The following is a 26,140-nucleotide window of genomic DNA, read 5'->3' as shown; positions in this document are numbered from 1 at the left end:
GTGGTTTAAACTGACCGAACCGTTGATTTTCGCGACCGAAACGAAGAATGGCCCTACCGAATCCGGGCGGGTGTCGGGGGTATTGGCCGGCGTCGTTTCAGTCGCACGCTCATGCGGTTCGGCACCCGATTTGCACGCATTGGATCAATTTTCGACGGGTATCGGGCGGCGCGTTTTATTTTTGTAGCGAAATAATGCAACCTGTCCTTGGTAAAAGGCTGGAAGCGTATTTCAAAGCAAACCTGACACATCGAATGACCAACGGAAGAGACGCCTATTTTTTGAACAATAAGGGGATACGCATCCTGGTAGCGGTGCTCGCGTTCCTCGCGTCATACCTGGTATCCTACATCCTGGACCCTTTCGCTGCATATTGGCAGGATTATTTCGAGCGCGAGCCGCTGCTCATTCTCGGCGACTGGCTGGTATCTTTCCTCTACTGCCTTTCGATTTCCGAGATCAACATCGCCATCGGCATGCGGCTCAACAGGCTGATGTCCTGGAAGGAACACCCCGGCAAGCGGCTTTTCCTGGAAACCTGCTTCAACCTGATCGCCGTCCTGCTGCTCAACCTGCTGATCAACATCGCATTCATTTACCTGTCGGACGAAAAGCAGCTGCTGTTGCTCGAATCTGGGCTCACGATCGAAGAAACGCGGGGTATTATCCAATGGATGGTGGTGAGCACGATCATCGCGATTATGGTCATGGGCATCAACATCGGCAACTACCTGATCATGAACTGGCGTAATGAGGCCATTCAGGTGGCGCAGCTCAACCAGGCGGCCATGGAAGCGGAGTTGCAATCCCTCAAATTACAGATCGACCCGCATTTCGTATTCAATAACCTCAGCGTGCTTTCGGAGCTCATTCTCGAAGACCAGCAGCTGGGCTACGAGTATGCGGAGAATTTCTCGCGCATTTACCGCTATATGCTGGTTAATTCCAAAAAAGACGTGATCCCGCTGGAAGACGAGCTGAAATTCCTGAACTCGTACATGTTCCTGATCGAGCACCGCTTCGGCGAAGGGGTGTCTTTTGAAATCGACGTCGACCCCGCGCACCGCCACCTGCTGATGCCTCCGCTCACGCTGCAGCTGCTCGTAGAAAACGCATTGAAGCACAACCGTACCAGCAAGAAGGAGCCGCTCGTGGTGCGGATTTTCAGCAACGAAGAGAAGGAACTGATCGTCGAAAACACGCTTCTGCCGCTCGAAAAGCCGATCCAGTCGTCGGGGATAGGCATTGCGAACATTGTGAGGAGATTCAACCTTCTCTCCCACCGCCAGCCGGTGATTGAAACCGACGAACGTACTTTCAAAGTGATTATCCCATTGATAAAAATATGATTGACACCATTCTGATTGTCGAGGACGAAAAGCCCAATGCCGACCGCCTGCGCAGGCTGATCAAGGCCATCCGGCCCAAAGCTGAAATCGTGGCCGTGCTGGAAAGCATTACCGAAACCGTGGAATGGCTCGGGCAGCACCCGCACCCGGACCTGGTGATGATCGACGTGCGGCTGTCCGATGGCCTGAGTTTCGAGATCTTTGAAAAGGTACGCGTCGAATGTCCCGTCATTTTCACGACGGCCTACGACGAATATGCCGTGCGGGCATTCAAATACAACAGCATCGATTACCTGCTGAAACCCGTGGAGCAGGACGAGCTCGAAAACGCATTCGCCGAAGCCGAAAAGCTGACGCGCCGGGTAGATTTCAGTTCGCTGGAAGGGCTACTGAATTTTGTCCAGCCGAAGGAATTCCGGAGCCGGTTCCTGCTGCCTTTCAAGGATGGGTACAAAACGGTGTTGGTGAGCGACGTAATTTATTTTCACTCCGAATTCAAGATCACACGCGCCTGCCTTGCGGACGGCTCCGAAGAAGTGCTGGTACAAACGATGGAAGAGCTCGAACAGCAGCTCAACCCGAAGGAGTTTTTTCGCGCGAACCGCCAGTTCATTATCCACATTGACGCCATTGCCCGCATTCACCATCATTTCAACGGGAAGCTCAAAATCGACATCCGCAACCATCCGGAAGTAGAAGTTCTTGTAAGCCGCGAAAAGGCAAATGTGCTGAAAGCGTGGCTGGATTACTAACCGGCGCCTCGCAAGGCCGCTTTTGGCAGTAGAAACAAGTCTTTTGCCGGTTACTAACTTTATTAGCGTCAAAATTACATTATCCGGCTTGGCGGCTTTTTTTGCCCGATTTTTGATAGTACATTACTCAATTATTAGCATTTGTACACCCTACTTGACGCCTTCATGCCCAAGACTTTTACTGAAATCTCCGAATGGATCGCCGCAAACATTTCAAAACACGCAGGAATAGATCCCTCCGAAGCAGCACTCGATACCGACATTGTTGATTTTCGTTTAGATTCCCTCATTCTCGTCAACATCACAACAGAGCTGGAAGAATACATCGGGATGGAACTAAGCCCTTCCATTTTTTGGGAGATGCGTACCATCGCCGCAACCAGCCAATGGATTGCAGAAAACCAGGAAATATAAAAAACCGTTTCCGTCTTGATCATGCAAACCCCGCTCATGTCTGCGACGTCGATCTGGTCGTCGAAAACCGAGGTCAATCAAAATTATTCCGGGCTGATCGCCGATATCCGCCAGTCGGACCCGCTGCATTTCAATATGTTCGGCGACCTGGTGGCGATGGATTATGCCAACGTGAAGAAGATCCTGTCCGATTCGGAGAACTTCAAAAACTTTGACTTCACCGAAAGGTTCAAAATCGTGTCGGCCCTTTCGAATAACGATCCCGGCCTGCTGGAATTCGGCGAAAGTCTCCGGTACTGGCTATTGTTCATGAATGGCGAAAAGCACGCGGAGCACCGCCGTTTCGTGAACCAGAAGTTTTACCAGGCCGATTACGAGAAGATCACGCTCGACGCGATCCAGGAGATTATCGCCGGACTTGAAGGAAAAGAGGAAGCAGACATCGTCGAAATGGCGCGGCAGTTCAGTTTTCTGATCATCAGCAAGATTATCCAACTGGAAAAAGCGGATTACGATTTCATCCAGAAATTTTCCTACGTCATCACCTTTATTTTCGAGAAAACACTCTCCGTCACCGAGTTGCTGGAATGCGCGGCGATGTCGCGGCAGTTTCACGGCTACCTTTCCGAAACCTTCACCCGTCAGGAAGCGGAGGCTACCAACAGCCTGCTGCTCGAAATGCGGGAGATTATGGGGAGCGAAAGGGCCTCGCAGCTGATCGGTACCTGGGAATTTCTGGTGAATGCCGCAACGGAAACCACTACCCTGCTGCTGACCAAAAGCATCGGGGCATTGATCGAAAACCGCGACCAGGTGATCAACTGGAACGCCCATAATGAATGCGCCATCGCCGTGGAGGAGCTGATCCGCTACGTGAGTCCGGTGAACTGGATCCCGCGGCAGGTGGCACACAGCATGGAGTTCGAGGGATTGAAGCTCCGGAAAGGTCAAACCGTGTTGCTCGGACTGGCTTCGGCTAACCGCGACCCGGCCGTATTTCAAAACCCGGATACGTTCGTGCCTACCCGCAAGCCCAACCCGCACATCGGTTTCGGGTTCGGCATGCATCACTGCCTCGGCGCGCGGCTATCACGGTTCGAAATGCAGAAATTCCTGCCCCGCTTCATGGCTGCGTTCCCTGATATCCGTTTACACCCTGCCAAAAGTCCTGAATGGGATTCCAAGATCTTTTTCAGAGGCTACAAGAGTTTACCCGTGCTCTTAAAATAAAAGAGCATGGTCAAGTTCACGGATTTCACTTACTTACTTTTACTATCCCTCGTTGTTGCCGCCTATTACAAAGTACCGGAGGCCAAAAAATGGGTTTTCCTGCTGGTCGCCAGCGTGTTGTTCAATCTCAGCTGGAGTGGAAAATACCTGGTGGTATGGCTGGTGCTCGTTCTGATCTGCTACGCATCCGCTAAGGCGCTGGCCAACCAGGAATATTCCAAAAAACACCGGAAAGCATTGCTATCGCTCTCGATTGTGATCTGCCTTTCACCGCTTTTGTTTTTCAAATACCTGGTACCGGTCCACAACTCGATGTCGCTGGTAGCGCTGAACTGGATCGCGCCCATCGGCATTTCCTATTATACATTCCTGATTATCGGCTACCTCTACGACGTCTACCGCCGGTACATCAAGCCGGAGAACCACCTCGGTTACCTGATGATCTACCTCGGGTTTTTCCCCACGCTGCTGGCAGGCCCGCTGGAACGCACGCGCCAGCTCGTCCCGCAGTTGCGCGCACCAAAACCGTATGTACCAGAGAATATCAAGGCCGGCATTTACTTCATTGTCTGGGGGTTATTCAAAAAAATCGTCCTTGCAGCGAGGCTTGCCGACATTACCAGCCCTGTTTTCGACCGGCCCGACGCCTACACGGGCTTTTCCGTCACGCTGGCCATTCTGCTCTTCTCGGTACAGCTCTACTGTGATTTTTCGGGCTACTGCGACATTGCTACCGGCTCGGCCCGGCTGCTGGGGATCAGGCTTAGCAAGAACTTTTCGAACCGGTACTATTTTACCCCGTCGCGGACGGAATCGTGGAGCGCCTGGAACATCACGGTCACGTCCTGGTTCCGCGACTACATCTTTTTCAACATCAGCAAAGGGGTTACCAACCAGAAACGGCTCGAATTCAACCGCTTGCTGACGTTCATCATCACCGGGCTCTGGCATGGACCAAGCTGGTCGTTCGTGATCTGGGGAGCGCTGCAATGGGCCTACATCAATTTTGAAATGCGTACGAAAAGTTTCTGGCAGCGGTTTTATGCCAAACTCCACTTTTCTACCGGCACGCAGGCATATTACGTATGGCGCGTACTCGTGAGGCTCCTCACCGGCACCCTGATCATGGGGTGGTTCCGCGCCGCGGAGCTGAGCAGCGGCGTGCGGCTGTACAGCAGCATGTTCGGGTTTAAATCCGGTACAACTTCCCTGCTGACGTCCAGCTTGTTGCTCACCATCGCATTGTTCCTCGTGATGGATTTTTTTAATTACAAAATGGGTGAAAAAGAAGACATTGCTTCTTTTATGTTGAAGAAAAGCGCATTGTACCGGACGTTGTCGGTGCTGCTGCTCGTTCAGCTCGTGCTGATATTCGGGAGGCCGTCGGTAGGCAATTTTTATTACATCCAGTTTTGATTAACCATTACCAGCCGCCGGCATCATGATCGTCAAAATTATCAAATGGCTGCTGCTGCTTGTCGCCTTCAAAACAGTCGTCGCACTGATCGTCGCGCAGTTTTACACCGATCCCCGGCGCGACATCGAGGCAAGGGAGCAGCTTTGCCGCACATTCAATCCGGATGTCGTTTTCATCGGCACCAGCCGCACCCAGTACGGAATCGACCCGGCGCTTTTTGATTCGTTAAACGGGCAGAAGACGCGGAGTTATAATTTCGGCATATTCAGCCTCTCGCCGTACAGCGCCATCCAAATAGCGGAAGAAATGCTCACAGCCAGCCCCGCCGTGAAAACCATCTACATCGAGCTGAGCGCGCTCGATTACAGCACCGTGGCATTGCCGCCGCAGCAGGTGATTCAGGATGCCGTTTTTCGGGCCCGCGTGCTGGCCGACTGCCCCGACATCGGTTTCCAGGAAAAAACCGGCAGCTTCCTGACGGGCCTTAATACGACATTGTTCCAAATGGTATCCATTGCCCCGCAAGTGCTGTCCGCCAAGAAAGCAATCAACCCTGGCACCGACCCTATCGAAGGCGGCGCGAATCTGCTGGCGAATGGCTACCAGCCCGTTACGACGGCTCTTTCCAAAACGAACGACCGCATCGCGGCGAACAAAACTTCGACCAAGCAAATGCTGGCTATTCGCCCGCAGACGCAGCGGAATACGTATTACATTTCCCAAATCAGCCAATTGATCGCCCGTGCCAGGCAGCTGGGCAGGAAAGTGATTTTCTATTATCCCAACAACATTACCCGCGGAGAACAGCAGCTATTGTCACAGGCAGCGCCCTTTTTGCCGCAGGAAAATCTCATCCGCTTACCGGAACAACCGGAGTTCGATGCGCTTTTTAAACCCGAAAACCTGTTCGATGCGCACCACCTGAACCGGAATGGGGCGGCAGCATATACCCGTTTTTTGCAAGGAGAGTCCGTCAAGCGGTAAAAGTCTGGCGGCTTTTTGCAACTTTTAAGGACCATGCCTGTCCAATCGGTAGCAATGGATCAGAAAGAACATCATAAGCCGACCGACCGCGTACTGGTGGATAGAGTGCTCAGTGGCAACACCCGGGCGTTCGGCACCATCATCAGGGATACCGAAGGGCTCGTCGCGCAGATCGTGTTCAAAATGATCCCCGATCGCGAGGAGCGGCGGGACATTGCCCAGGATATTTACCTGAAAGTTTTTCAAAAGCTGGATAGCTTCCGTTTTCAATCCAAACTCTCCACCTGGATCGCGCGGATCGCGTATAACACCTGCATTAACCAGCTCGAAAAAAATAAGATCTCGGCCATCGGAAACCCCTATCCCCTGCCGACCGATCACGAGGACGAACACGAGTACCCCGACGAGCAGGACTTGGAAGAAACGCTCATGGGTGCCGAATTTACCAGTCTGCTTGCATCGGAAATTGAAAAACTCCCGGCCTTGTACAAGTTGCTGATCACCCTCTACCACCATCAGGAGCTGAGCTATTCGGAGATCGGGCAGATCGTGGCATTACCGGAAGGGACAATCAAGAGCTACCTGTTCAGGGCTCGAAAAATGTTAAGAGAGCGCATACAAATGATTTATAACAAGGGCATATGAAAACGACAGATCATTTATCAGACATTGAAATTCAACAATATGCGCTGGATGCAGGAAGCACCGGCATGGCAAACGCAAGCCATATTGCACAATGCCCGCATTGCTCGCGCCGCGTCGCATGCTATCAAAAAATGGCCCGCAGCATGTCGGTAATGCCTGCCGACTCATTCGATTTCGACCTCACCGCGGCCGTGCTGGCGCAGCTTCCGGCGCGCGAGCGCAGATATGCCCCCGAGCGTGTGTTTGTCGCGTGCGTGTCGCTCGTGGGCGTACTCGCGGTCATAGGGGTGTTTTATTATCTGAATGGCGGTCTGCCTAATGGTCTGTCAGGCAATAGCGAAGTGGTTACCTACGGCGCCGCCGGTTGCCTGCTTTTCTCCTTCCTGCTGTTTAATCTATGGAACGACTATACCGGCCAGGTCCGCAGACTCGGCGCAACAGACGGCTTGCAACATTTAGGGAGTGCGGCGGTCTAATCTACAAACGGCAATTAAACATGAAAAAGATATTATCGATCATTTCCCTGGCATTCCTCACCGCTCCCGCAAGCGCGCAGGCGATGGCAGATACGTACATCGACCGCGACCAGGTTGCATTGGGCGTGACCGTGTTGCTGGTGGCACTCATCCTGGCTTTCCTGCTGGAACTCACCCGGCGGTATTTTCAGTACCGGGTCAAAGAAAAAATACTGGAATCGGGTGTGAGTGAAGAGCTGGCGGCCCTCCTGTTGCAGCCCGACCGCCGGCATAACCTCCAAACCTGCGTCAAATGGCTTGCCATTTTCCTCGGTATGGCGCTGGGCTTTACCATCGTTTCGCTCACGAATCCTGCGCCCTGGGCCGCACTTGCAGTCCTGTCGCTGTGCCTTTCGGGCAGCTTTGCCGGCTACTACCTCTTTCTGAAAAAGTCCGACTTTTAAAATTCTCTAAATCAACTCATTATGCTGTTTTCAACTACACCCATTCGCTGGGAAGGGATCCTTATTGCCCTTATCATGCTGTTTATCATGACAGCCGCAACGGGTCAGGTTGCGCCCAAGACCGGTTTCGATCAGCCATTGAACGCCTCCCTGCTGCGGGAAGATTTTCTGACTTTTCGAAAAGCACTTACCGAAAATCACCCGGATATGTATCGCTACCGGTCCCGCGAGTCGCTTAACCGGCTACTCGACAGCTGCGAAGCCGCAATCGAAACTCCGATGAACCTGATTGAATTCGGAAACCTGATCCGGTTTGCCGTTAGTGCGCTGGAATGCGGACACACCAGCGGCAGCCTGCCGGGAGAAGTCATGGAAAGTTACGCAGCTTCCGTGCCGATGTTCCCGCTGAAAGTGTGGTTTGCCGGCGATCATGCATTTGTGCTTTGCAGCAGGAATGAAAATGTGCCCGCCGGAGCCGAAATTTTGTCCATAGACGGAGAATCCATGGAGCAAATTCACCGGAAACTCCTGCAATACCTGCCGTCGGATGGCCCGATACAGACCAAAAAGAATGCGACTTTGAACAACGACGCGTTCTTGTTCCTTTACAATTTCATCTATGGTCCGAAGACGAGCTACCATGTACGGGTCGCGACGCCCGAAGGCCATTCACGCGAGGTTACCTTACTTCCCGCGCACTTCGAAAACACCGGGTGCCCCGCCTACAAAACCGGAAACGATGCCAGGCCGCTGGACGTCGCTTATCCGGGCCATGCACGTGCCCTGCTGACAATCCGCACATTCAGCCGGCAACGCATCCTGAATGCCGGCCTGGATTTCCCGGCTTTTCTGGAAAAGACATTCGCGGCGCTGCGGCAGAGGCAAATCCAAAGCCTCGTGATCGATTTGCGTGGAAACGGCGGCGGTGACGATGTGTACGGTGCATTGCTGTATTCCTACCTCACAGATGAACCATTCCATTATTTTGCGGCGCTGCGTTCGCTGGCGAAGCCGGTCATGACGGCCGACGCCCCCCCCGGGCTGGCCATACAGCAACCTGCCGGACTGCATTTTCAGGGAAAAGTGTATGTGCTCACCGACGGGCGAACATTTTCCACCGCCGCCGATTTTTGTGCCATCGCCAGAAGCAATGCCCGGGCTGTATTCATCGGAGAGGAAACCGGCGGCAGCTACGAAGGAAACAATTCGGGCGGTACCGTCAGGGTCACGCTCCCGCATTCGGGCGTGCTGATCGCAGTACCGACAATCAGGTACGCCAACGCTGTGAAGCCGGCGAACTTGCCGGGGCGGGGCATTATCCCCGACTACACCGTTATTCCGTCCATTTCAGATATGCTTACTGAAAAAGATCCCCAGCTTCAAAAGGCGCTTGAATTGAGTGCCGACAAATGAGTGCCCGAGCCGCGAGCCGCCAACATCCCGGTAATAACACGGGCTGTCTCGGGCTGCGAGGGGGGCATAGCGTTTGCCGACTTGATGTTTCCGAGATGGTCTATCAAAAGGTAATGCGGGATTCCCGTAACGCGGTATGCATCTGCAACGGAAGGGCTGTTTCTGTCCGCAATCACATGAACGCCCTTCATTTTTTGCTCTTTACGCAGATATTCCTTCCATTTTGAAGCATCCCTATCGAAGGATACAAACAAGAATACGACCCCGTCGTTGCCCGCAAACTGGTTGATCAGCTTCCTCGAATGGGGAAATTGTTCGATGCACGGCCCGCACCAGGTTGCCCAGAAATCGACGTAAACGACCTTCCCCTTCAACTCCGACAATTGAAACCGCCTGCCGTCTTCCCGGAAAGCATTGATTTCCTTGGCAGGCTCGCCGCTGCTCAGCGACTTCGACTCGGCGAATTGGCGTTTCAGTGCAGGCACGTAGGTCGAGCCCGGGAAACGCTTCATGAACTGGTCGTACAATTCAGCGACGGATGGCGTAACGGCTGTGAGGCGCAGACAGTAATACAGATTCTTCGCCAGCAGCAGCTCGGAAAAAGATTCGGGAAAACCGGCCTTGGTGATCACCTCTGCACAGCGCAGTCCGATCGTTCCATCGTCGTAGTCATCTTCGGACTCGTCCAGGTGAAATTCAATCGGGTGCCAAAGGTTCCGCAGGAGCTCCGAATTGACCAAATCGAAGTAAAAATAACCATCGAAAACACCTTGCGAAGCCACGGGCGTTGTTTTGAAAAAATCCGGTGCATAGCCATTGGCCTCATTCCCGTTCTTTCGCCAATGTTCGTAGAGGGCCTCGTCGTCACCTGCCCGGAACGATCCGTCGAACGATCTGCTGAAATTCTGCGCACCAAAAATCAGGACTTCCTTATGTTTGGCAGTCAAGTCGTTATCTGCTTTCACAAGATCCTCATACCGCCGGACAGGCATGCGGGCCCTTTCCAGAAATGCAGCCTTTTCAGCTTCCGGGATTCGACCCGCGCCCGCACGGCGCTGTTCACCCACGGCGTAAAGGCTATCTACAATCAGTTTGAAATCAGCCAGGTATTGGTAAAAATGGCTATTCGCACCTTTGAAGCGAGGGGTTTTACCTGCATATACCATTTCGGTCTTTTCACCCGCGAAAAAATACATCGCCCGATAAGCGCCGCTATCTATCCCTAACGAAAGATAGCGGTCATTGGGAATGTTGAATTGAAGCGTGACCTTTCCATTCGAATCGAATTGGCCTTTTGCTATTTCTATGTTTTTGGGTTCCAATAAATCGGGTGAAATTATTCTCACCGTTTTCCCTTTGCATTCGCTGCATTCAATTTCGATGGATGTCACATCCGACCGGCTCCTACAAGAAGCAATGCCCAATAACACAAGCGTACTAATGATCGATAACAGTTTCATGCGTCAGGGTTTTCATTTAATCCAAAATTAATCACCGGCTGCAATCTAATTTTATTTCAATAACAAAAACAAAATTTCACCGTTACATTTAAAATTCAAATCACACTACTTGTGCAAGTCAAATCTACGGTATTCCCTTTCCGCAAATCACAATTTGCCCGCTACATTCCGGCGGTTATTATTCTCTTTCTGACAGGCTGCGAAAAGCCGGAAGAATACGTGGCAGTTCCCGACTATTTCCCGGTAACCGCCGGCACTTACCGCATTTACGCGGTCGATGAAGCCATTTATTCGACTGGAAACAAGGAGCCTAAGACTGCCAGCTGGTTTGAGAAAGAAGAAATAACCTATTCCAAAACGGATTCAAACGGCGTTTCGGAATGCCTTATCGCCCATTCAACAAGGGTTAAACCAACCGACTATTGGCAAAAAACAAAAGAATACAAAGCCTTTGTTTCCATCGACAAAGTAATGCAGAACAAGGACAATGAATTGATTACTTCATTGGTATTCCCTTATAGTCCTGCTGCGAAATGGGATGCATTTTCGCATTTCGCGATGAACGACGAAGATCCCCGTTATGGCCATTTGTTCCGTTATGAAAACCTCGATCAGCCGCAGCAAATCGATTCCCTTTATTTTCCAAATACCCTGAAAGTCAACGAACGCACGGATACGACCGGGCCTGTGATTTATCGTTTGGGATACAAATATTATGCGGCAGGAGTTGGATTAGTTATGGATGTGCAAACAGATTACGATTACCTGCAAAACAACGGAGATCTTGTCGGCGACCGGATAATCGACAAGGGTGTCCGCAGGATACGGAAAATTATCGGCTATGGCGTGCGGAAGTAGACGCGATGGCTTCTTCGATCTGTTTTTTAAGCATATCCGGATTGTTTGCCGCCTGGATGGTATGGAATCTGCCAGCGGGGTCAATGATGTAAGTGCTCGGATAGGCAGTCACATTGTACGACTTAATCATGGGGTGCTCGCGCAGCTTATTTTCCGTGAAAACATGGTACGCCTTCACGCTGAACTTCTGGATTGCCCTCTTCCAGGTCATTTCATTGTCAATAGACACGGTCAAGAAAACCACTCTGTCATCCTTTTCGAAATGCTTCTTGACCGGCTCGATGGATTTAAAAAGTGCGTGGCACGGCCCGCAGCCGGCAAACCAGAAATCGAGGTAAATAGTCTTGCCATGGAACGACGCAAGATCGACTTTTTCTCCCGCCAGATTTTGCACCGAAAACTCCGGCGCCTTGTCCCCCGATTTGAGCAGGCTTCTGGCAGTGAGTAAATCTTGAATAATCTGTTTCAACTGGCTATCGGCAAGCAGTTCAGCCGCGTCCAACACCACACGTTCATTCATTTCGCCCGGAGCCGTTGTGATATCCCATTTGAGGGTCATGAACAGAACAGGTGTACGCAACTTTTGGGGCAGCATTTCGATCAGCAGCTGATATTTCCGCTCCTCGAAATGGTCGGTAACCGGCCGCAAGTTTTCTTCAATATGGATGGAAGCGAGGCTTTTGACGGCGTCGACATAGATCCGGGAGTCATAAAGCGCCTCCTCGTAGTCCAGCAATTTTTTCATGTGCACTATCGACGCATCACTCAGCCTTTCCCGGTGATTTGCCAGAATGTTATTGTAAGAATCTCCAAAAACGGCAACCAGGCCACTTTGTTTGGCATGTTGCGCAGTAGCCGCCAAACCTCCGAGTAGCCTCTTAGCACTCTCAGCACTCATCGCATTTGCCGATAGATCGATTCGCCTGTGAATAGCATCCTGCAAACTATCGATCGCGGCGAACATATCATCCACAGGATATTTGCGCCCCTTCGCGGCTGCGGCAATACTGCGTGCAATGCGTTTCATATCCATCATCGAATGGGTTATCTCAAACTTCTCCTTGCCCTTTCCGGTGTAAGAAACACTATTTGCAAAATTTGTCCGGTCATATGCGATCACAATGCTGTCACCGGGATCCACAAACCCTCCAAAATAGTTGGTACCGTCGCTGAAACTGAGAAATGTCGATTCCGCTACGTCAAATTGATAACTGAAACGCTCGCCCTTCATGGGTATCGCCACCCCAACCGGATTGCTGGCCAGGTTGTTTGAAATAAGCGTGCACTGAAGATTTTCTTCCGTTGCATTGCGGGCGTGCCCTTGTATACGCACAACGCCTGCGAAAGCCAGTTGCACCGGAAAAAGCACGGTGAGACACCACACAAAAAATATTTTCATGGCTAATAAATGGTTGATATGTAAGGCTATTCCTTCACTTCCGCCGGAATAGCATCTTCCGTAAGAATAAATATGTCTTCGACGGGCTTCCCGAAAACCCTCGCGAGTTTGATCGCCAGTACTGCCGAAGGAATGAACTTTCCGGTCTCAATCGCGTTGATCGCCTGGCGTGAGACGTCCACGCGTTCGGCCAGTTCGGCCTGCGTCATACGCCTAACGGCACGCTCTATACGCAGTGTATTTTCCAGTTTCATGTTCTGAGTACTCAATCCTGATCCGCCTTGAAATAGCTATTCGCGTAGTAGCGGAGCACGTAGGCGGCCAGAAAAGTGCCGCACGCAAGCCCCAGAATGCCCTGGAATGTATTTTCTATCTGATAACCCGGGGTAAAATAAAAATAAGCGAAGGCAATCAGTCCAACCACGAACTGCGCGATCACCGCAAACTGGATTGATTCCAGCCGGAGCTTGTAAAAATATTCGTCCGGCTCCTTCGCCAGAAATACCATAGCGGCCCCAACGGTAAGCATGCACGCCGACACCATTCCGAACGCCGCATTGATATCCCAGAAATTGGCCGGATATGGGTAAGCACCGTCCGGCAGCGTGCGGCCCGGCAAAATAATCCGGTAGACATTGATCAGTCCTTCCCAAGAAGCGACCCATAAACACAGAAACCCGGCGATGGCCAGGAAAATCCCGGTTGCCCGATACCGGGCTGGAAATGATAGCGCCATATTCAAAAAGTTAAGTGACGCTGCAATGTAATATACAGTTTACTAAAAGTAAAGTATACCTTACAAAAAATTCCAGATACGCCCCTTTACAGCGATTGAATGTACGCCCTGATCAACGCCACCCCGACCGAGTCGGGAACGGTCGTGCCTAACTGCGGCATCCGGATATCCGGGTCCGTCGCCTCTACGCGGTGCAGGATGTGGTCTTTCCGCGCCCGGATCCGCGTGTTGGCAAGGGGAATCTCATAGCCGAAAAACAACCGGGTGCTTTCAGCGAAACCGGTAGCCGAGTGGCAATGCGCGCAGTTGACGTCCAGGTATGCACGCGCACGCTCTGCCAGGGGAATGGAAGGACTTTGCCAGTCGGGCAGCGGGGCCAGTAAATCGCTGGGTTGCAAAGTCAGCAGGCCGGTCTGCTCGAAATGCAGAAGCTGGTTTTCCTGGTGAGGGTGATCGGCCAGCGGCAGGTTCAGGTTCCTCGCTTTCGGGCCAATGGGCGTGATGGAACGACCGGTACGATGGCAAGAAGAACATTCTTCCTGCGCTGGAATGCGGTATTGCAGGGTTTTGCGAAGCCCATGTTCATTCACCCAGCTCACGTTCTCGTCGGTACCGTTTTCCAGCAAATATGCCTCGGTTTGTTCCTTATTCCATTTGTACGTACCCACATTCCATTGCCCGTTGATTTTTACTAAAAGCCGGGTTTCAATCAGTTGCTTGCCGGCGGAAGGCTTTCGTTTGTCGGGGTAATAGAAGAATGTCTTGACCAGGATCGAACTGTCCGGGAAAACGGCATTGCCGGATGAGTCAAAGGAAAATTGTGCCCCCCGCGGCAAATGGATTAGACGCTGTTTTTCGGCATAGTCTGTAAAAAGCTGGGTAGCGAGATGGTACCGGTGAAAACCGGCTGCGGGCCGTTCGATAGCCCCATCGGGAAAAATTCCGTAGTCAGACAGTTTGCCCGGTAACGTGGCGGTATTGGCAATAGGGGCCATATTACCCACCTCACACGAGCTGATTACGCCCGCAATGCCGCACAGCAGCAAAATCGCGTTGCAGATCAAATAAGTTTTCATGGCTTTCGGGATTTGGAGCAGAATCAGATCAGTTTGCGATGCCAGTCGACCCGGTAACCATATACCCAGTCCATTTTCCGTGCTTCCAGCCTGACGAAAAAGGGAAGCAGCAAATCCCGGAAAAATTGTTGAAAGCGGTTGGGAACGGTCTTGGTATCCCCTACTTTCCGTGCCTGCCGAATGATGGCCTGCACGCGTGCCTGCCGCAACGACTGAAAACGGGCAAATGCAGCCTGTAAACCGGCACAGTCACGGATACACTGCGCCAGGACGAGCGTATCTTCCAGCGCCAGCGATGCCCCTTGCCCGATGTGCGGAGCGGTAGCATGCGCCGCGTCGCCGATCAGGCATACCCTATCCTGATGCCATTGATCCAGAAACGGAATATCGTAGATCGGGTAAATTTCGATGGAATGAGCCCGTTCGATGATCGACGCAATAGGTTCGGGATCGTTCTTGTGCAATGCCGTCAATCGCCCTTTCAAATAGGCCAGTTCCGACTGATCCAGTTCATGGCGCCTGGGCGCGGTTGCTTGCGCGATGTTGTTGAACCACCAGATTTCCCCGCTCGTAGAAACCGCATACCCAAAGAACCCCCGCTCTCCAAAGGTCATCCGAATGGCATCGGCCGGAAGTGTCAAATCATCGAGCCGGGTGAATCCGCCCGTCGAGAGCAGGCCCGTGTATTCGGGCTCGGGAGCATTAGGGAAAACCGCCCGGCGAACGGCCGAATGAATGCCGTCGCAACCGATCAGCAAATCGCCCTCCGCGATGGACCCATCGGCAAACGAGACCGTCACGGTTCCCTCGCGCTGCCCGATGGACAGAAGCCGTTTACCAAACTCGACCGGTATGCCGGCCTCCTGAGCCGCGCGCCGCAAAGCACCGTTGAGCAAGCCCCGTTTCACCTGGACCGTCTCGCTGCCGTACCGCGACAGTTGCCCGGCATTATCGATAACCCCGATGGCCTTGTTGCGCGCATTGAAAAAACGGATTCTGCCGGGCGTGTAATCGGTCAGCACCTCGTCGAGCGCGACGTACTCCTTCAATATGTTCAGCCCATTCGGTGAAATCCCCAGAAAGGCGCCCTGCGCATCGTCCGCCGCCTCGCGCGCCTCATAAATGACTGCCTGCACGCCTACCTTTTGCAGCGCCAGTGCCATAGCTGGGCCGGCGATCCCGCACCCGATGATAATTGCTTTCATGATAGTAGCATATTTAGCGGCTGCCCGATTATGGTTGCGGAACGGCCTGCGGACAGGGTTTTGAGTGAAATGTCCATATTAAATACATCGGTTCAGTTGTTGTATTGACAAAATTACATCGAATTAGATATATAAACAACGAAACCGACTATTTTATTTACATTTACATCAAAAACGATCCATTATGAAGCCAGTTGTAGAATTGATTAGTGAGTGGGATAATTACAAGGAGACGCATCCGGACGCTACCGTGGCCGGTTTTTGCCGCCATTACCTGGCTATGGCGGAAATAACAGGCTCAGGAGAGGATCTTTTTTCCGGTATCGAGCCGCCGGACATGACATCGACCGTAGCGAAGTTGATCGGTCGGCTGGGCGCCATGCTGACCACCTATTCCAAACTGGCGTTAAAAGAGGGAGAGGAAGTGGAGCTGGATTGGTTCTATTGCCTGAATGCGATTTTCCATCAGGGGGAGGCCCGAAAAATTGACATTATCACCTACAACTTTCTCGAACAGACCACCGGCATCGATATGCTCAACCGGCTTAAAAAGGCCGGCTACATTTCCGAACGGGCCGATCCTTCCGATAAACGCGCTAAACTCGTGCAGCTGACCGCCGAGGGAAAGCAATTGTTGTTCAGGCTTTATGAGCGGCTGTACCTGCCTGCGCATTTGCTGTTTGGCGAGATGTCCCACGTCGATTCCCATCTGTTGGTGAACCTGCTGGGGCCTATTGAGCAAAAGCACGGGAAAATATTGGAAGATAACCGCGCCAGGGGCTTTGCCGATTTGCTGGCTGAAACACTAGGCCCGCAGAAACTCGATGAGATCACCCGGTACCAGCAAAATCAGATTAACCAATTTGCATCACGCAAACGATAGCGAACCTCCGTGGCATAATTGCCCGCGAAACAGCTGTCGCTTCATGTAGTTATCTATACACCAAAAACGAGATGTTGCGGAGCCAATATGTTAATATCGCTTACAATTCGGTTAATGTTTGGCCCAATCTTCCTATCAAAATACAATTTCTTTGTATGGTTATAAATCACATACAAACAGGGCAACTGTAATCGTATCAGCACATTGTACGGCGGTTCCCGGCTACCATCATGAAGACATTAGTTTGCGAAGCTCCCGGGAATTTCCGGTACCACGACTCCGACGTTCCCGTTCTGACAGAAAACCACACGATCTTAAAAATCAAAACCATCGGCATTTGCGGCACCGATTTGCATGCATTCGAAGGAAAGCAGCCGTTTTTCAACTACCCGAGAATACTGGGTCATGAGCTTGCCGGTGAAGTTGTCGCGACGCATGGAGCGCCCGGCTTCTCCGTCGGTGAAGCGGTCACTTTCCTGCCCTATTTCCATTGCGGGCACTGCATCGCTTGCCGCAACGGGAAAACCAACTGCTGCACCAGCATGAAGGTGTTTGGGGTACATATAGACGGCGGAATGTCCGAATTCATTTCCGTGCCTTCCGACAAACTGGTTCATGCCGAAGGGCTTAACTATGAGGAACTCGCACTGGTTGAGCCGCTCGCAATCGGCGCACACGCCATCCGCCGGGCCGGTGTTACGGCCAGCGATACGGTGCTGGTGGTAGGTGCGGGCCCTATTGGCCTTGGTGTGATGGAATTTGCCCGGATCGCGGGTGCAAAGGTGATCGGCCTGGATATTCATGCGGGCCGGCTGCGGTTCTGTGAAGAAAAAATCCAGCTGGAACACAGCATCAATGGTTTAACACAGGACGTGGCGGGGGAACTCGCCAGACTGACCGCCGGCGATATGCCAACCGTCGTGATCGATGCAACCGGTAGCCTGAAAGCCATTAACAAGGGCTTTGAGTACCTTTCGCACGGCGGAAAATACGTACTCGTGGGCCTGCAAGGCGGCGAGATTGCGTTCAGCCACCCCGAGTTTCACAAGCGGGAAGCAACGCTGATGAGCAGCCGGAATGCGACAAGAGCCGATTTTGAATATGTGATCAGCTGCATTAAAAATGGGCTGATAACCCCTTCGAACTACATTACCCACCGCGTCGGGTTCAGCGAGGTCAAGGCCGACTTCAACAGCTGGCTTGATCCTGCCACGAACGTCATCAAGGCCATGGCATTCATGCATTGACCGCGCATCCCTAACCAGAAAACTATCTATCTTATCCGTACCTTTTTATGAATCTTTTAACCAGAAAGTTAATTGCCGCCGCATTTTTGGGGCTGTGGTGTTTCAGTACTTTCGCGCAGCAGTCTGCCGGACTGAAACTTTGGTATAAACAGCCCGCCAGCCGCTGGGTGGAAGCGTTGCCTGTTGGGAACGGCCATATTGGCGCGATGATCTTCGGAGGCGTGGAGCAGGAGCTGCTGCAACTCAACGAGAGCTCGCTGTGGTCGGGCGGGCCTGTGAAAACGAACGTGAACCCTGCCTCGGCGTCGTATCTGCCGCAAGTAAGGGAAGCACTTTTGAAGGAACAGGACTATCAGAAGGCGAATGAATTACTCAAAAAAATGCAGGGGCTTTACACGGAGTCGTATATGCCGCTGGGCGACTTGCAGATTAAGCAGGATTTCAATGGTAAAAAGCCCACCAACTATTACCGGGACCTGGATATTGCCAATTCCGTAGCCAGCACGAGCTTCACGGTCGACGGGGTGAGCTACAAAAGAGAAATTTTCACGTCTGCGCCCGATAATATTTTAGTCGTACGCATATCGGCATCGAAACCCAAACAGCTCAATTTCACGGTTTCGGCCAACAGCCAGTTGCATTATCAACTCGAAACCGGCGGAACGAAAGAACTGGTAGTGAATGGCAAGGCTCCCTCGCACGTCAATCCGAACTATTACAATCCACGCGGACAGCACCCCATCATCTACGACGATCCGAACGGCTGCAACGGCACGCGGTTTCAGTTCAGGATTAAGGCGGTGAGCAAGGACGGCATCATTTCCACCGACACCTCGGGCATCAAAGTGAAAGACGCCAGCGAAGTGTTTGTGTACCTGTCGGCAGCGACGAGCTTCAACGGGTTTGACAAATGCCCCGACAAAGACGGAAAGGACGAAAAGGCGCTGGCCAAAGGGTACCTGGACAAGGCATTAGCCAAAACCTACGCCGATCTGAAAAAACGGCACGAGCTGGATTACCATACTTATTTCAACCGCGTCCAATTCGAACTGACGGATAGTGCTCCCGCCAACCCCAATCTGAAACTGGCGTCGGACGAGCGCCTGATGGCTTATTCAAAAGGGGACTATGACCCGAAGCTGGAAGTACTTTATTACCAGTACGGGCGGTATCTGCTGATTTCCTCTTCGCGCCCTGCGCTCCCGGGTGTCCCAGCTGGCCCGCCTGCGAACCTGCAAGGTATATGGAACAAAGAAATGCGTCCGCCATGGAGCTCCAACTACACGATTAATATCAACACGCAGATGAACTATTGGCCGGCGGAAGTGACCAATCTTTCGGAAATGCATATGCCGCTGCTCACGTGGATCAAGGACCTGTCCGAAACCGGCAAGGTCACTGCAAAAGAGTTTTACGGTGCACGGGGCTGGGTAGCGCATCACAATGCAGACATCTGGGGAATGTCCAATCCGGTCGGCAATGTCGGGGATGGCGATCCGGTATGGGCCAACTGGTACATGGGCGCCAACTGGCTGTGCCAGCACCTGTGGGAGCATTACCGGTTTACGGGCGACAAGGCATTCCTGCGCGACAAAGGCTACCCGCTCATGAAGGAAGCCGCCCTGTTTACGCTCGACTGGCTGGTTGAAGACAAAGACGGTTACCTGGTGACAGCCCCTTCCACCTCCCCGGAGAACAAGTTCAAAGACCCCAAAGGCGGAGAGGCAGCCGTTTCGGTAGCAACTACCATGGACATTTCCATTGTACACGACCTGTTTTCGAACCTGATTGAAGCAGCGGATGTGCTCGGCAATGATCCGGAATTCAAAAAACTATTGATTGAAAAAAGGGCTAAACTGTACCCGCTGAAAATAGACAAGCGCGGCAGGTTGCAGGAATGGTACAAGGATTTCGAAGAGACCGATTCTTTGCACCGCCACGTATCGCACCTGTTCGGACTGCACCCGGGGCGGCGGATTTCGCCGGAGACGCCGGAATATTTCCTTGCGGCGAAAAAGACGCTCGAAGTGCGCGGCGACCATGGAACCGGATGGAGCAAGGGCTGGAAAATCAATTTCTGGGCGCGGCTCCTCGACGGCGACCATGCCTACAAGCTCATTCGCCAGCTGATGAAATACACCAATGAAGGCAACAGCGAATACAAAGGCGGCGGCACCTACCCCAACTTCTTCGATGCCCACCCGCCTTTCCAGATCGACGGAAATTTTGCCGGCACGGCGGGCATGTCCGAAATGCTGATCCAGAGCCATTTGAAAGAAATACACCTCTTGCCCGCCCTCCCATCCGACTGGAAGGAAGGCAGCATCAAAGGTCTTCGCGCACGTTCCGGATTTGAAGTGGATATGAGTTGGAAAAACGGGAAACTGGCGAGCTCGGCCATCAAGTCCCTCGACGGGCAGGTATGTACGCTCAAAACCAACGTACCTGTAAAAGTGGCCGGCGCCACCACCAGGAAGACCGACGCCGGGTACATTACCGAGTTCAAGACTGCGAAAGGAAAAACCTACCAGATCGTGGCCGTGAATTGAGTGCATTCAAAGCCAGCTCTGACCTGAAAAATCAGAGCTGGTTCCGTTTGAGTGCCTGCATAAACTGCAACGGCGATTTACCGTATTCTTTTTTGAATACCCTCGAAAAGTTGGAACTGCTCTGCAAGCCTACGCGATCCGCCACTTTGTTGAGCGGAATATCTTCGTGGGTCATAATCTGGATCGCCCTTTTGAGCCTGATGGTTCGCACAAAATCCGCTACCGACTGGTCGGTAATGCTTTTGATCTTTTGATATAGTTTGGTCCGGCTGGTGTACAAATGCCGGCAGAGGAAGTCGACATCCAGGTTCGGATCTTCCAGGTGGTCTTCGATGAGTTTCAGCAATGCCTCGAAAAACTCTTTGTCCTTCTCCGAATGCACCAGTTCACTGGCCTCGGAGAGGTAGTTGTTCGTAAATTTCTTCCTCAGTTTCTCGCGCTGCTCGAATACATTATTCACGGTCAGCATCAGCAGGTCAATGCTGAGTGGTTTGGAGAAATAAAAATCCGCTCCCGACTCCATACCCTCGATTTTACTCGTGAGGGCGTCCTTCGCGGAAAGGATAATGAACGGGATATGGCTGGTTTCAAAACTTTCCTTGATCTGCCTGCAAAGTTCGATCCCGCTGATCCCGGGCATCATCACATCGCTGATGATCAGGTCGGGCATCTTTTCCGCGGCGAGCTTCATGGCAGTATCACCATCGGCAGCCTCGTAGATAAAATATTGCTGTTCAAACCTTTGCTTCAAGAAAGTACGTAATTCCGCATTATCATCCACCAGCAGGATACGTTTGCCCGACTGGACACCCTCCTGCCGGCCGGAAACGGGATCCGTAATAGGCGCCAGTATCGAATGGTCGGTAGGTTCCAACCGCACCTCCGGCTCAAAGGTCGACGGCGCACGCTCCGCCTCCGCCCAGTTTTCTTCGCCCAGAGGAATGCCGATGATGATTTCGGTCCCCTTGTAACGCTCGCTGTAAACGTAGATGTCACCCTTGTGCAGGTGCGTAAGGCTCTTGACGAGCGCCAGCCCCACGCCCGAGCCAAGGTGGTCGCTGCTGATGCGGTAGTAGCGGTCGAAAATCCGGGTAATGGTGTCCGCTGAAATACCGATACCGGTGTCGGCCACCCGGAAATACAGGTACTTCTGGGCGCGGTGCCCCTCGTGCAGCAACTCGAACCCTGTTTCGAATGACCGTTGGAACCGGCTCAGGTCTGTAAAAATCTCAAAAGTGATCTCTCCCCCGTCCTGCGTGTATTTAAATGAGTTATTCAGGAGGTTCAGCAGAATCTTTTCCAGAACCTGGGCATCGAAAAGTCCCATTAACGGCCAGTGCGCCTTCTTTTGGGTATGGTCGATCAGGTTCAGCACGGTGTGTTTGCTGGCCGCTACACCGTCAAATTCCGCTGCGAGCTGCCGGCAAAATTCACTGATCGCCAATGGCCTTACTTGTAATTTAATCAGGCTGTCGGACACTTTCTTGAAGTTCATCAACTCGCTGATCAGATTAATGAGCCGCTTCGCGTTCCGGTGCATGAGCTGGTAGGAATGCCCGAGCGTGGCGTCGTTGTTCTGGCTTATCAGGCTTTCCAGCGGGCCGAGGATCAGCGACAGCGGCGTACGGAACTCGTGCGAAACATTGGTAAAAAACATCAGCTGCTGCTGGTAAAACTCTTCCCGCTGGCGATGGATCTCCTCCCGTTTCTGCTCGGCCACGCCGCGCACCTCGATTTCCCTTTTCAGCCGGTGCCAGCGCGCCTGGTAGAAGTAAATGCCCACCAATGCAGAAATGGCCAGCAACGTGTACAGCGCCTTCGCGAGGTCGGTTTTCCACCACGGCGGACTGATGTTAATGCTTATTTCGGCGCGGCGCTTGCTCCATATCCCATCGTTGTTGGTCGCTTCGAGCACCAGCTGGTAGTTTCCGTAGCTCAGGTTACTATATCCGGCCCTGGGGTTATTGCCGTCGGTATAATTCCAGTCGTTGTCAAAACCGATGAGCTTGTACCGGTACCTGCATTTAAGCGGATTAGCAAAATGCATGGCCGAGAAAGAAACGATGAAGTTGTTCTGCAGATAATTGAGCTCCACATTTTCGCCATACCCGATGGCCTGGCTCACCACATTGTCCATATCTGCCGATTCGCCGATCTTGGGCCGCCGGTTATTAATGAGGATACCCGTAAAAACCGGTTTGGCGGCAATCGTATTGAGGTGAATCTGCTGCGGATAAAAGTAGTTCAGGCCGTTGATGCCTCCGAAGTACATTTTCCCGTCGGCTGCTTTGAACGACGACCTGATTTTAAAGCTGTTCCCCTGCAAACCGTCGTTTTTGTCGTAACGGATGAGCTTTCCGGTCTTCGAATTGAGGCATAGCAAGCCGTTCCCGCCCAGCCAGATATTGTCGCCGTCGATCTCGATGCCTTCCACATCATTGAAAATGCCGTGGCTTTCACCGAAATGCTCAATGCGCGTAGAGCGGTCGCGCTCACGCAGCGAGAGGCGGTGCAACCCTCCCCCGATCGTGCCGATCCAGTAGGTACTGTCATTCTGCCGGCCTATTACTGCGCTGTAATCCGAGCTGAGGGATTGCGATTTCGACGTAGCCCGGTAGCTGATGGCCCGCAAAACGCGCCCCCGCGCATCGACTGTGAAGCGTTTCACACCTTGCCGGGTCGCTACAAACAGCTCCGGCTTGTCCTTTTCGGCCAAAATAAAGTGTCCTTCGGCATACTCCCTGACGTGGTATTTCCCTGCCGCGTCTTTCCATATTACCCCCAGTTTGTCCAGGTTGCCGTACCAAATGTTACCATAATAGTCGGTCACGAGGGTGGTTATTCCAAAAGTCGGAAACTGCTGATGGCCTTCGGGCTTCCATAATGTCTGCTTGTCAGGCCTGAGAATATCGATCCCCGACTCCGTGCCAATCCATAAGTTATGGGCCGAATCAAATGTCAATGCGGCAATATTGTTGTTCCGCAGCCTGACGGCCGAATTCACGGCATTGTAATTGGTGCGCGCCCCCGACGTGCGGTCGTACAGGTCAAGGCCATTCGCATTGGTGCCGATCCAGAGGTCGTTTCCATTCTCATAAATCGAACGTACGTAGCTCCCCGTCAGCGAATTTGCCTGTCCGGGCTCGTGCCGCATGGTATAGAAAAGCTTCTGATTTAGATCAAGATAATTAAGTCCCCCGCCCGACGTCCCGACCCAGAGGCAATCCGACCGGTCGATGTAAACGCGAACGACGGCCGTGGAGTTTAAACTTCGGGGCGCCGATACTTCATCGATTTTCTGGATCAAATTCAGGTTTCCATCCAACCGGATCAACCCCGTGCGGGTATTCACCCAGTAATCCGGGCCGCTTCCTGCCGCAATCCCGACAATAGGCGTGCATTCGGCGCAGGTAAATTGCTTTTTTACAAAAGGCAATTGTCCGCCGCCCGTCAGTAATACCTGGTTTCCGGAGGCGACCAGCAAATTGTTTTGGCTATTGAAGAAAACGCGTCTGAGGTTCTCGGATGGTAAGCCGCTCACCGGCACTTTGACGAACCGTCGCTGTCCTTCGAGCCGCCAAAGTCCTTTATCGCTTGCAAAATGGAGGATACCGTTCCGATCGGGCTGCATATCGAAAAAGCGGACACCGGCAGAAATCGCCAGCGGCAGTTCTTCCAATACAGTGCCGGCAATCCGGTACAACCTGATTTGATAATCGGTCAAGCCGTAGATCAGGTTACCGGTCGGCTTGAAGAACTTCCAGAAAACCGGATTTTTGCTCGTGTTCCGGATCGCATAGTCGATGTACTGCTCGTTGGCCGGGTCAAAGCACTGCACTCCGTTTTCGGTACTCAGCCAGATCTTATCTTCTCCATCGGGATGGAGTGCAATAATGCGGTTCTTGAATGCATTTTGGAGCGGCACATTGGTATTGTAAAACCGCTGAATGGAGTAGCCATCATAACGGTCCAGGCCAAAGTTGGTCCCTACCCAGATATACCCCTTCCGGTCCTGCGCAAGGTCGTTCACGTCGGTATGCGACAATCCCTCGTCGACCGTGAGGTAGCTGAATTTATACGGGAAGCCCTGCCCGAAGATATAGCCAGGGACAGCACACACAATCAACAGCAGGGATATTAGCAGGCTCCTCATCAGATTTTATACAACCACATATTCGCTGAATACCAAATTCAGGCAAAATTCAGTCTTAAACCGGATTTCCGCAACCGTTTGTCCGGACGATTTTCAAAGAAATGCACGATTTGTCAAGAAAAGTGTATGATGTGGCAATGATGGTCCCCTCCCGAAAGTGGTTATTTGCAGTGCATTTGTTTTGAACAAATTAATCACCAAATCATCACATATAGCACTCGATCCACAAATTATGAACACCCTCGCCATTGTTCCGATACTGGGGAAAACCCCGCTCGGGCACGCTAAAATTGACTCCCAAAAACCCTTAACCAGTCTTTTATTCAAGCGGCTTTACCTTTCCATCCGGCAACAGTCGCCGTGGAAAGGTACGCTTGTAATGGACCTCACCAACAACCCTAATTCCAAAGACAGTAAAACACAGGACGATTTCCGGACCTACCTGGCCGCGAAGGAATCGTTGTCCGAAATGCAGATCACCCATAAACAGGCATTCGCCCAACTCTATGCCCGCTGGCTGTCCGAACTCGGCCGCCAGCCCGATCGCCTGCGTATCATTTACGACAAAGACGAGGGATTCATTGAATATCCGGTCAAGCTGGTGATGCAGGGAAAAGAAAAAGTGGTCATTCAGATTCAATAGCAACATAAGCGGGATCCTGTCCGTAAGCCGCGCGTCGGCATCGGGCAGGATCCCGCAACAACATCATTTACCGGTTAATAACCAATTAACTACAACGGCATTAAAAGACAGCAGGTTACTTCTTACTCTGGTTTGATCAGGAATTGATCAATACCGGTATTCTACCTCACAATCCAAACCTGTCAGTCAACCATGTCCTACTTTATCTATCCCGAGCGCGGTGTCTATCATCTGCCCAAGAAAAACATTCTCGTTTTAAGCTGCATTGATCTGAGGCTAACCGACAATTTGCTGGAATTCCTTCATTTTGATAACCTGACCAACCGCTACGACCATTTTGCGCTGGCCGGAACGTCGTTAATGACCCAGGCAGAGAATCCTAAACTCACCATCCTACTGGATCATGCAAAACTTGAAAGCGGAATAAAAAGCTACAAAAACTGGAACGAAGTATGGCGCGACCACGTGCGGATTGCGATAGCCCTGCATGATATCCGGGACGTCTACATCATCGAACACGAAGATTGCGGCGCCTATCAGAATTTCCTGACGAAGGAGGCGCTTGCTGACGGTGAGCACAGCTGCCATGTCAAATTTTCGAAGGCGCTGGCCAAGGAACTGCATCAATTTCAAGTGGATGATCAAACAACGGTAACCCTGAATGTCCATTGTTTTCTTCTGGATTTGCGGGGAAATATAGAACACCTCTACTCGATACACGACAAAGACCTTCCTAGCCTGGCATCCGCAAAAGAATAACACTTTGAGCCGGGGCAACGTATACCATTCCGCGTAATCGTCGCCCCGG

The 26,140-nt window shown here is 52.1% G+C and carries 23 protein-coding genes; 16 read left to right on the top strand and 7 right to left on the bottom strand.

Annotated elements, in window-relative coordinates; all coding sequences use genetic code 11:
• The first annotated feature begins 254 nt into the window (after positions 1 to 254).
• The 10 genes from CLV60_RS01290 to CLV60_RS01245 all read left to right on the top strand — a co-directional run bounded on the left by CLV60_RS01290 (position 255) and on the right by CLV60_RS01245 (position 9,123).
• A complete protein-coding gene (locus CLV60_RS01290) occupies positions 255 to 1,349 on the top strand; it encodes a sensor histidine kinase (RefSeq protein WP_106593574.1) in 1,095 nt (364 codons plus the stop codon).
• Positions 1,346 to 2,101: a LytR/AlgR family response regulator transcription factor gene (locus tag CLV60_RS01285; RefSeq protein ID WP_106593573.1), complete on the top strand. Its 756-nt coding sequence runs from the start codon at positions 1,346 to 1,348 to the stop codon at positions 2,099 to 2,101. Before CLV60_RS01290 ends, CLV60_RS01285 begins: the two co-directional genes overlap by 4 nt.
• A 165-nt stretch (positions 2,102 to 2,266) precedes the next feature.
• Positions 2,267 to 2,515, top strand: a complete 249-nt coding sequence (locus tag CLV60_RS01280; RefSeq protein WP_106593572.1) for an acyl carrier protein — start codon at positions 2,267 to 2,269, stop codon at positions 2,513 to 2,515.
• A gap of 21 nt (positions 2,516 to 2,536) precedes the next feature.
• Positions 2,537 to 3,745, top strand: a complete 1,209-nt coding sequence (locus CLV60_RS01275) for a cytochrome P450 (RefSeq protein WP_106593571.1) — start codon at positions 2,537 to 2,539, stop codon at positions 3,743 to 3,745.
• A gap of 6 nt (positions 3,746 to 3,751) precedes the next feature.
• Positions 3,752 to 5,161, top strand: a complete 1,410-nt coding sequence (locus tag CLV60_RS01270; RefSeq protein ID WP_106593570.1) for an MBOAT family O-acyltransferase — start codon at positions 3,752 to 3,754, stop codon at positions 5,159 to 5,161.
• A gap of 25 nt (positions 5,162 to 5,186) precedes the next feature.
• On the top strand, positions 5,187 to 6,146 hold the full coding sequence (locus tag CLV60_RS01265; RefSeq protein ID WP_106593569.1) for a hypothetical protein: 960 nt from the start codon (positions 5,187 to 5,189) through the stop codon (positions 6,144 to 6,146).
• 54 nt (positions 6,147 to 6,200) lie between these two features.
• Positions 6,201 to 6,791: an RNA polymerase sigma factor gene (locus CLV60_RS01260; RefSeq protein WP_106593568.1), complete on the top strand. Its 591-nt coding sequence runs from the start codon at positions 6,201 to 6,203 to the stop codon at positions 6,789 to 6,791.
• Complete coding sequence (locus CLV60_RS01255; protein WP_146151504.1) at positions 6,788 to 7,267, top strand: anti-sigma factor; 480 nt, start codon at positions 6,788 to 6,790, stop codon at positions 7,265 to 7,267. Before CLV60_RS01260 ends, CLV60_RS01255 begins: the two co-directional genes overlap by 4 nt.
• A gap of 20 nt (positions 7,268 to 7,287) precedes the next feature.
• Positions 7,288 to 7,710, top strand: coding sequence for a hypothetical protein (locus CLV60_RS01250; protein ID WP_106593566.1), 423 nt, complete (start codon positions 7,288 to 7,290; stop codon positions 7,708 to 7,710).
• A 21-nt stretch (positions 7,711 to 7,731) separates the two neighbouring features.
• Positions 7,732 to 9,123 carry a S41 family peptidase gene (locus CLV60_RS01245; RefSeq protein ID WP_106593565.1) on the top strand — a complete coding sequence of 464 codons (1,392 nt, stop codon included), beginning with the start codon at positions 7,732 to 7,734 and terminating at the stop codon, positions 9,121 to 9,123.
• Here CLV60_RS01245 and CLV60_RS01240 read toward each other — a convergent pair.
• Positions 9,090 to 10,583, bottom strand: a complete 1,494-nt coding sequence (locus CLV60_RS01240) for a TlpA family protein disulfide reductase (RefSeq protein ID WP_106593564.1) — start codon at positions 10,581 to 10,583, stop codon at positions 9,090 to 9,092. The genes CLV60_RS01245 and CLV60_RS01240 overlap by 34 nt on opposite strands.
• A gap of 111 nt (positions 10,584 to 10,694) precedes the next feature.
• Between CLV60_RS01240 and CLV60_RS01235 the strand changes: the two genes are divergently transcribed.
• Complete coding sequence (locus CLV60_RS01235; RefSeq protein ID WP_106593563.1) at positions 10,695 to 11,441, top strand: hypothetical protein; 747 nt, start codon at positions 10,695 to 10,697, stop codon at positions 11,439 to 11,441.
• Here the strand turns inward: CLV60_RS01235 and CLV60_RS01230 are convergent.
• From CLV60_RS01230 to CLV60_RS01210, 5 genes are all read right to left on the bottom strand, one after another.
• Positions 11,416 to 12,840: a TlpA family protein disulfide reductase gene (locus CLV60_RS01230; protein WP_106593562.1), complete on the bottom strand. Its 1,425-nt coding sequence runs from the start codon at positions 12,838 to 12,840 to the stop codon at positions 11,416 to 11,418. The genes CLV60_RS01235 and CLV60_RS01230 overlap by 26 nt on opposite strands.
• Positions 12,841 to 12,866: 26 nt before the next feature.
• Entirely contained in the window at positions 12,867 to 13,094 is a 228-nt protein-coding gene (locus tag CLV60_RS01225; RefSeq protein WP_170118686.1) for a helix-turn-helix transcriptional regulator, read from the bottom strand.
• 11 nt (positions 13,095 to 13,105) lie between these two features.
• Positions 13,106 to 13,576: a hypothetical protein gene (locus tag CLV60_RS01220; RefSeq protein ID WP_106593561.1), complete on the bottom strand. Its 471-nt coding sequence runs from the start codon at positions 13,574 to 13,576 to the stop codon at positions 13,106 to 13,108.
• An 86-nt stretch (positions 13,577 to 13,662) separates the two neighbouring features.
• Positions 13,663 to 14,652, bottom strand: a complete 990-nt coding sequence (locus CLV60_RS01215; protein WP_106593560.1) for a hypothetical protein — start codon at positions 14,650 to 14,652, stop codon at positions 13,663 to 13,665.
• Between the two features lie 23 nt (positions 14,653 to 14,675).
• Positions 14,676 to 15,857 carry an FAD-dependent monooxygenase gene (locus CLV60_RS01210; protein ID WP_106593559.1) on the bottom strand — a complete coding sequence of 394 codons (1,182 nt, stop codon included), beginning with the start codon at positions 15,855 to 15,857 and terminating at the stop codon, positions 14,676 to 14,678.
• A gap of 184 nt (positions 15,858 to 16,041) precedes the next feature.
• On the opposite strand from CLV60_RS01210, the gene CLV60_RS01205 reads away from it, so the two are divergent.
• The 3 genes from CLV60_RS01205 (at position 16,042) to CLV60_RS01195 (ending at position 20,536) form a co-directional block, all read left to right on the top strand.
• Positions 16,042 to 16,740 (top strand): MarR family winged helix-turn-helix transcriptional regulator, encoded by a 699-nt coding sequence (locus CLV60_RS01205; protein WP_106593558.1) that lies wholly within the window; start codon positions 16,042 to 16,044, stop codon positions 16,738 to 16,740.
• A gap of 230 nt (positions 16,741 to 16,970) precedes the next feature.
• A complete protein-coding gene (locus tag CLV60_RS01200; RefSeq protein ID WP_106593557.1) occupies positions 16,971 to 17,987 on the top strand; it encodes a zinc-binding alcohol dehydrogenase family protein in 1,017 nt (338 codons plus the stop codon).
• Positions 17,988 to 18,034: 47 nt separating this feature from the next.
• Complete coding sequence (locus CLV60_RS01195) at positions 18,035 to 20,536, top strand: glycoside hydrolase family 95 protein (protein WP_106593556.1); 2,502 nt, start codon at positions 18,035 to 18,037, stop codon at positions 20,534 to 20,536.
• Positions 20,537 to 20,567: 31 nt separating this feature from the next.
• On the opposite strand, the gene CLV60_RS01190 is transcribed toward CLV60_RS01195, so the two are convergent.
• Positions 20,568 to 24,689, bottom strand: a complete 4,122-nt coding sequence (locus tag CLV60_RS01190; RefSeq protein ID WP_106593555.1) for a hybrid sensor histidine kinase/response regulator transcription factor — start codon at positions 24,687 to 24,689, stop codon at positions 20,568 to 20,570.
• Positions 24,690 to 24,921: 232 nt separating this feature from the next.
• On the opposite strand from CLV60_RS01190, the gene CLV60_RS01185 reads away from it, so the two are divergent.
• The gene (locus tag CLV60_RS01185; protein WP_106593554.1) at positions 24,922 to 25,332 is read left to right on the top strand and encodes a hypothetical protein; all 411 of its coding nucleotides are present in this window, start codon (positions 24,922 to 24,924) and stop codon (positions 25,330 to 25,332) included.
• A 192-nt stretch (positions 25,333 to 25,524) separates the two neighbouring features.
• The gene (locus CLV60_RS01180; RefSeq protein WP_106593553.1) at positions 25,525 to 26,091 is read left to right on the top strand and encodes a hypothetical protein; all 567 of its coding nucleotides are present in this window, start codon (positions 25,525 to 25,527) and stop codon (positions 26,089 to 26,091) included.
• The last annotated feature ends 49 nt before the right edge of the window (positions 26,092 to 26,140 follow it).

It is taken from the genome of Dyadobacter jiangsuensis (assembly GCF_003014695.1).
Lineage (GTDB): Bacteria > Bacteroidota > Bacteroidia > Cytophagales > Spirosomataceae > Dyadobacter > Dyadobacter jiangsuensis.
The sequence above is the reverse complement of the archived record's forward strand: the minus strand, read 5'-3'. Positions and strand labels throughout refer to the sequence as shown.

Bases quoted from the DNA above. Each gene is read 5' to 3' on its own strand.
- CLV60_RS01270 (WP_106593570.1), top strand. From the start codon at position 3,752: ATGGTCAAGTTCACGGATTTCACTTACTTACTTTTACTATCCCTCGTT.
- CLV60_RS01230 (WP_106593562.1), bottom strand. From the start codon at position 12,840: ATGAAAATATTTTTTGTGTGGTGTCTCACCGTGCTTTTTCCGGTGCAA.
- CLV60_RS01180 (WP_106593553.1), top strand. From the start codon at position 25,525: ATGTCCTACTTTATCTATCCCGAGCGCGGTGTCTATCATCTGCCCAAG.
- CLV60_RS01275 (WP_106593571.1), top strand. From the start codon at position 2,537: ATGCAAACCCCGCTCATGTCTGCGACGTCGATCTGGTCGTCGAAAACC.
- CLV60_RS01215 (WP_106593560.1), bottom strand. From the start codon at position 14,652: ATGAAAACTTATTTGATCTGCAACGCGATTTTGCTGCTGTGCGGCATT.
- CLV60_RS01200 (WP_106593557.1), top strand. From the start codon at position 16,971: ATGAAGACATTAGTTTGCGAAGCTCCCGGGAATTTCCGGTACCACGAC.
- CLV60_RS01190 (WP_106593555.1), bottom strand. From the start codon at position 24,689: ATGAGGAGCCTGCTAATATCCCTGCTGTTGATTGTGTGTGCTGTCCCT.
- CLV60_RS01245 (WP_106593565.1), top strand. From the start codon at position 7,732: ATGCTGTTTTCAACTACACCCATTCGCTGGGAAGGGATCCTTATTGCC.
- CLV60_RS01265 (WP_106593569.1), top strand. From the start codon at position 5,187: ATGATCGTCAAAATTATCAAATGGCTGCTGCTGCTTGTCGCCTTCAAA.
- CLV60_RS01220 (WP_106593561.1), bottom strand. From the start codon at position 13,576: ATGGCGCTATCATTTCCAGCCCGGTATCGGGCAACCGGGATTTTCCTG.
- CLV60_RS01255 (WP_146151504.1), top strand. From the start codon at position 6,788: ATGAAAACGACAGATCATTTATCAGACATTGAAATTCAACAATATGCG.
- CLV60_RS01280 (WP_106593572.1), top strand. From the start codon at position 2,267: ATGCCCAAGACTTTTACTGAAATCTCCGAATGGATCGCCGCAAACATT.
- CLV60_RS01185 (WP_106593554.1), top strand. From the start codon at position 24,922: ATGAACACCCTCGCCATTGTTCCGATACTGGGGAAAACCCCGCTCGGG.
- CLV60_RS01205 (WP_106593558.1), top strand. From the start codon at position 16,042: ATGAAGCCAGTTGTAGAATTGATTAGTGAGTGGGATAATTACAAGGAG.
- CLV60_RS01210 (WP_106593559.1), bottom strand. From the start codon at position 15,857: ATGAAAGCAATTATCATCGGGTGCGGGATCGCCGGCCCAGCTATGGCA.
- CLV60_RS01195 (WP_106593556.1), top strand. From the start codon at position 18,035: ATGAATCTTTTAACCAGAAAGTTAATTGCCGCCGCATTTTTGGGGCTG.
- CLV60_RS01225 (WP_170118686.1), bottom strand. From the start codon at position 13,094: ATGAAACTGGAAAATACACTGCGTATAGAGCGTGCCGTTAGGCGTATG.
- CLV60_RS01260 (WP_106593568.1), top strand. From the start codon at position 6,201: ATGGATCAGAAAGAACATCATAAGCCGACCGACCGCGTACTGGTGGAT.
- CLV60_RS01290 (WP_106593574.1), top strand. From the start codon at position 255: ATGACCAACGGAAGAGACGCCTATTTTTTGAACAATAAGGGGATACGC.
- CLV60_RS01240 (WP_106593564.1), bottom strand. From the start codon at position 10,583: ATGAAACTGTTATCGATCATTAGTACGCTTGTGTTATTGGGCATTGCT.
- CLV60_RS01250 (WP_106593566.1), top strand. From the start codon at position 7,288: ATGAAAAAGATATTATCGATCATTTCCCTGGCATTCCTCACCGCTCCC.
- CLV60_RS01285 (WP_106593573.1), top strand. From the start codon at position 1,346: ATGATTGACACCATTCTGATTGTCGAGGACGAAAAGCCCAATGCCGAC.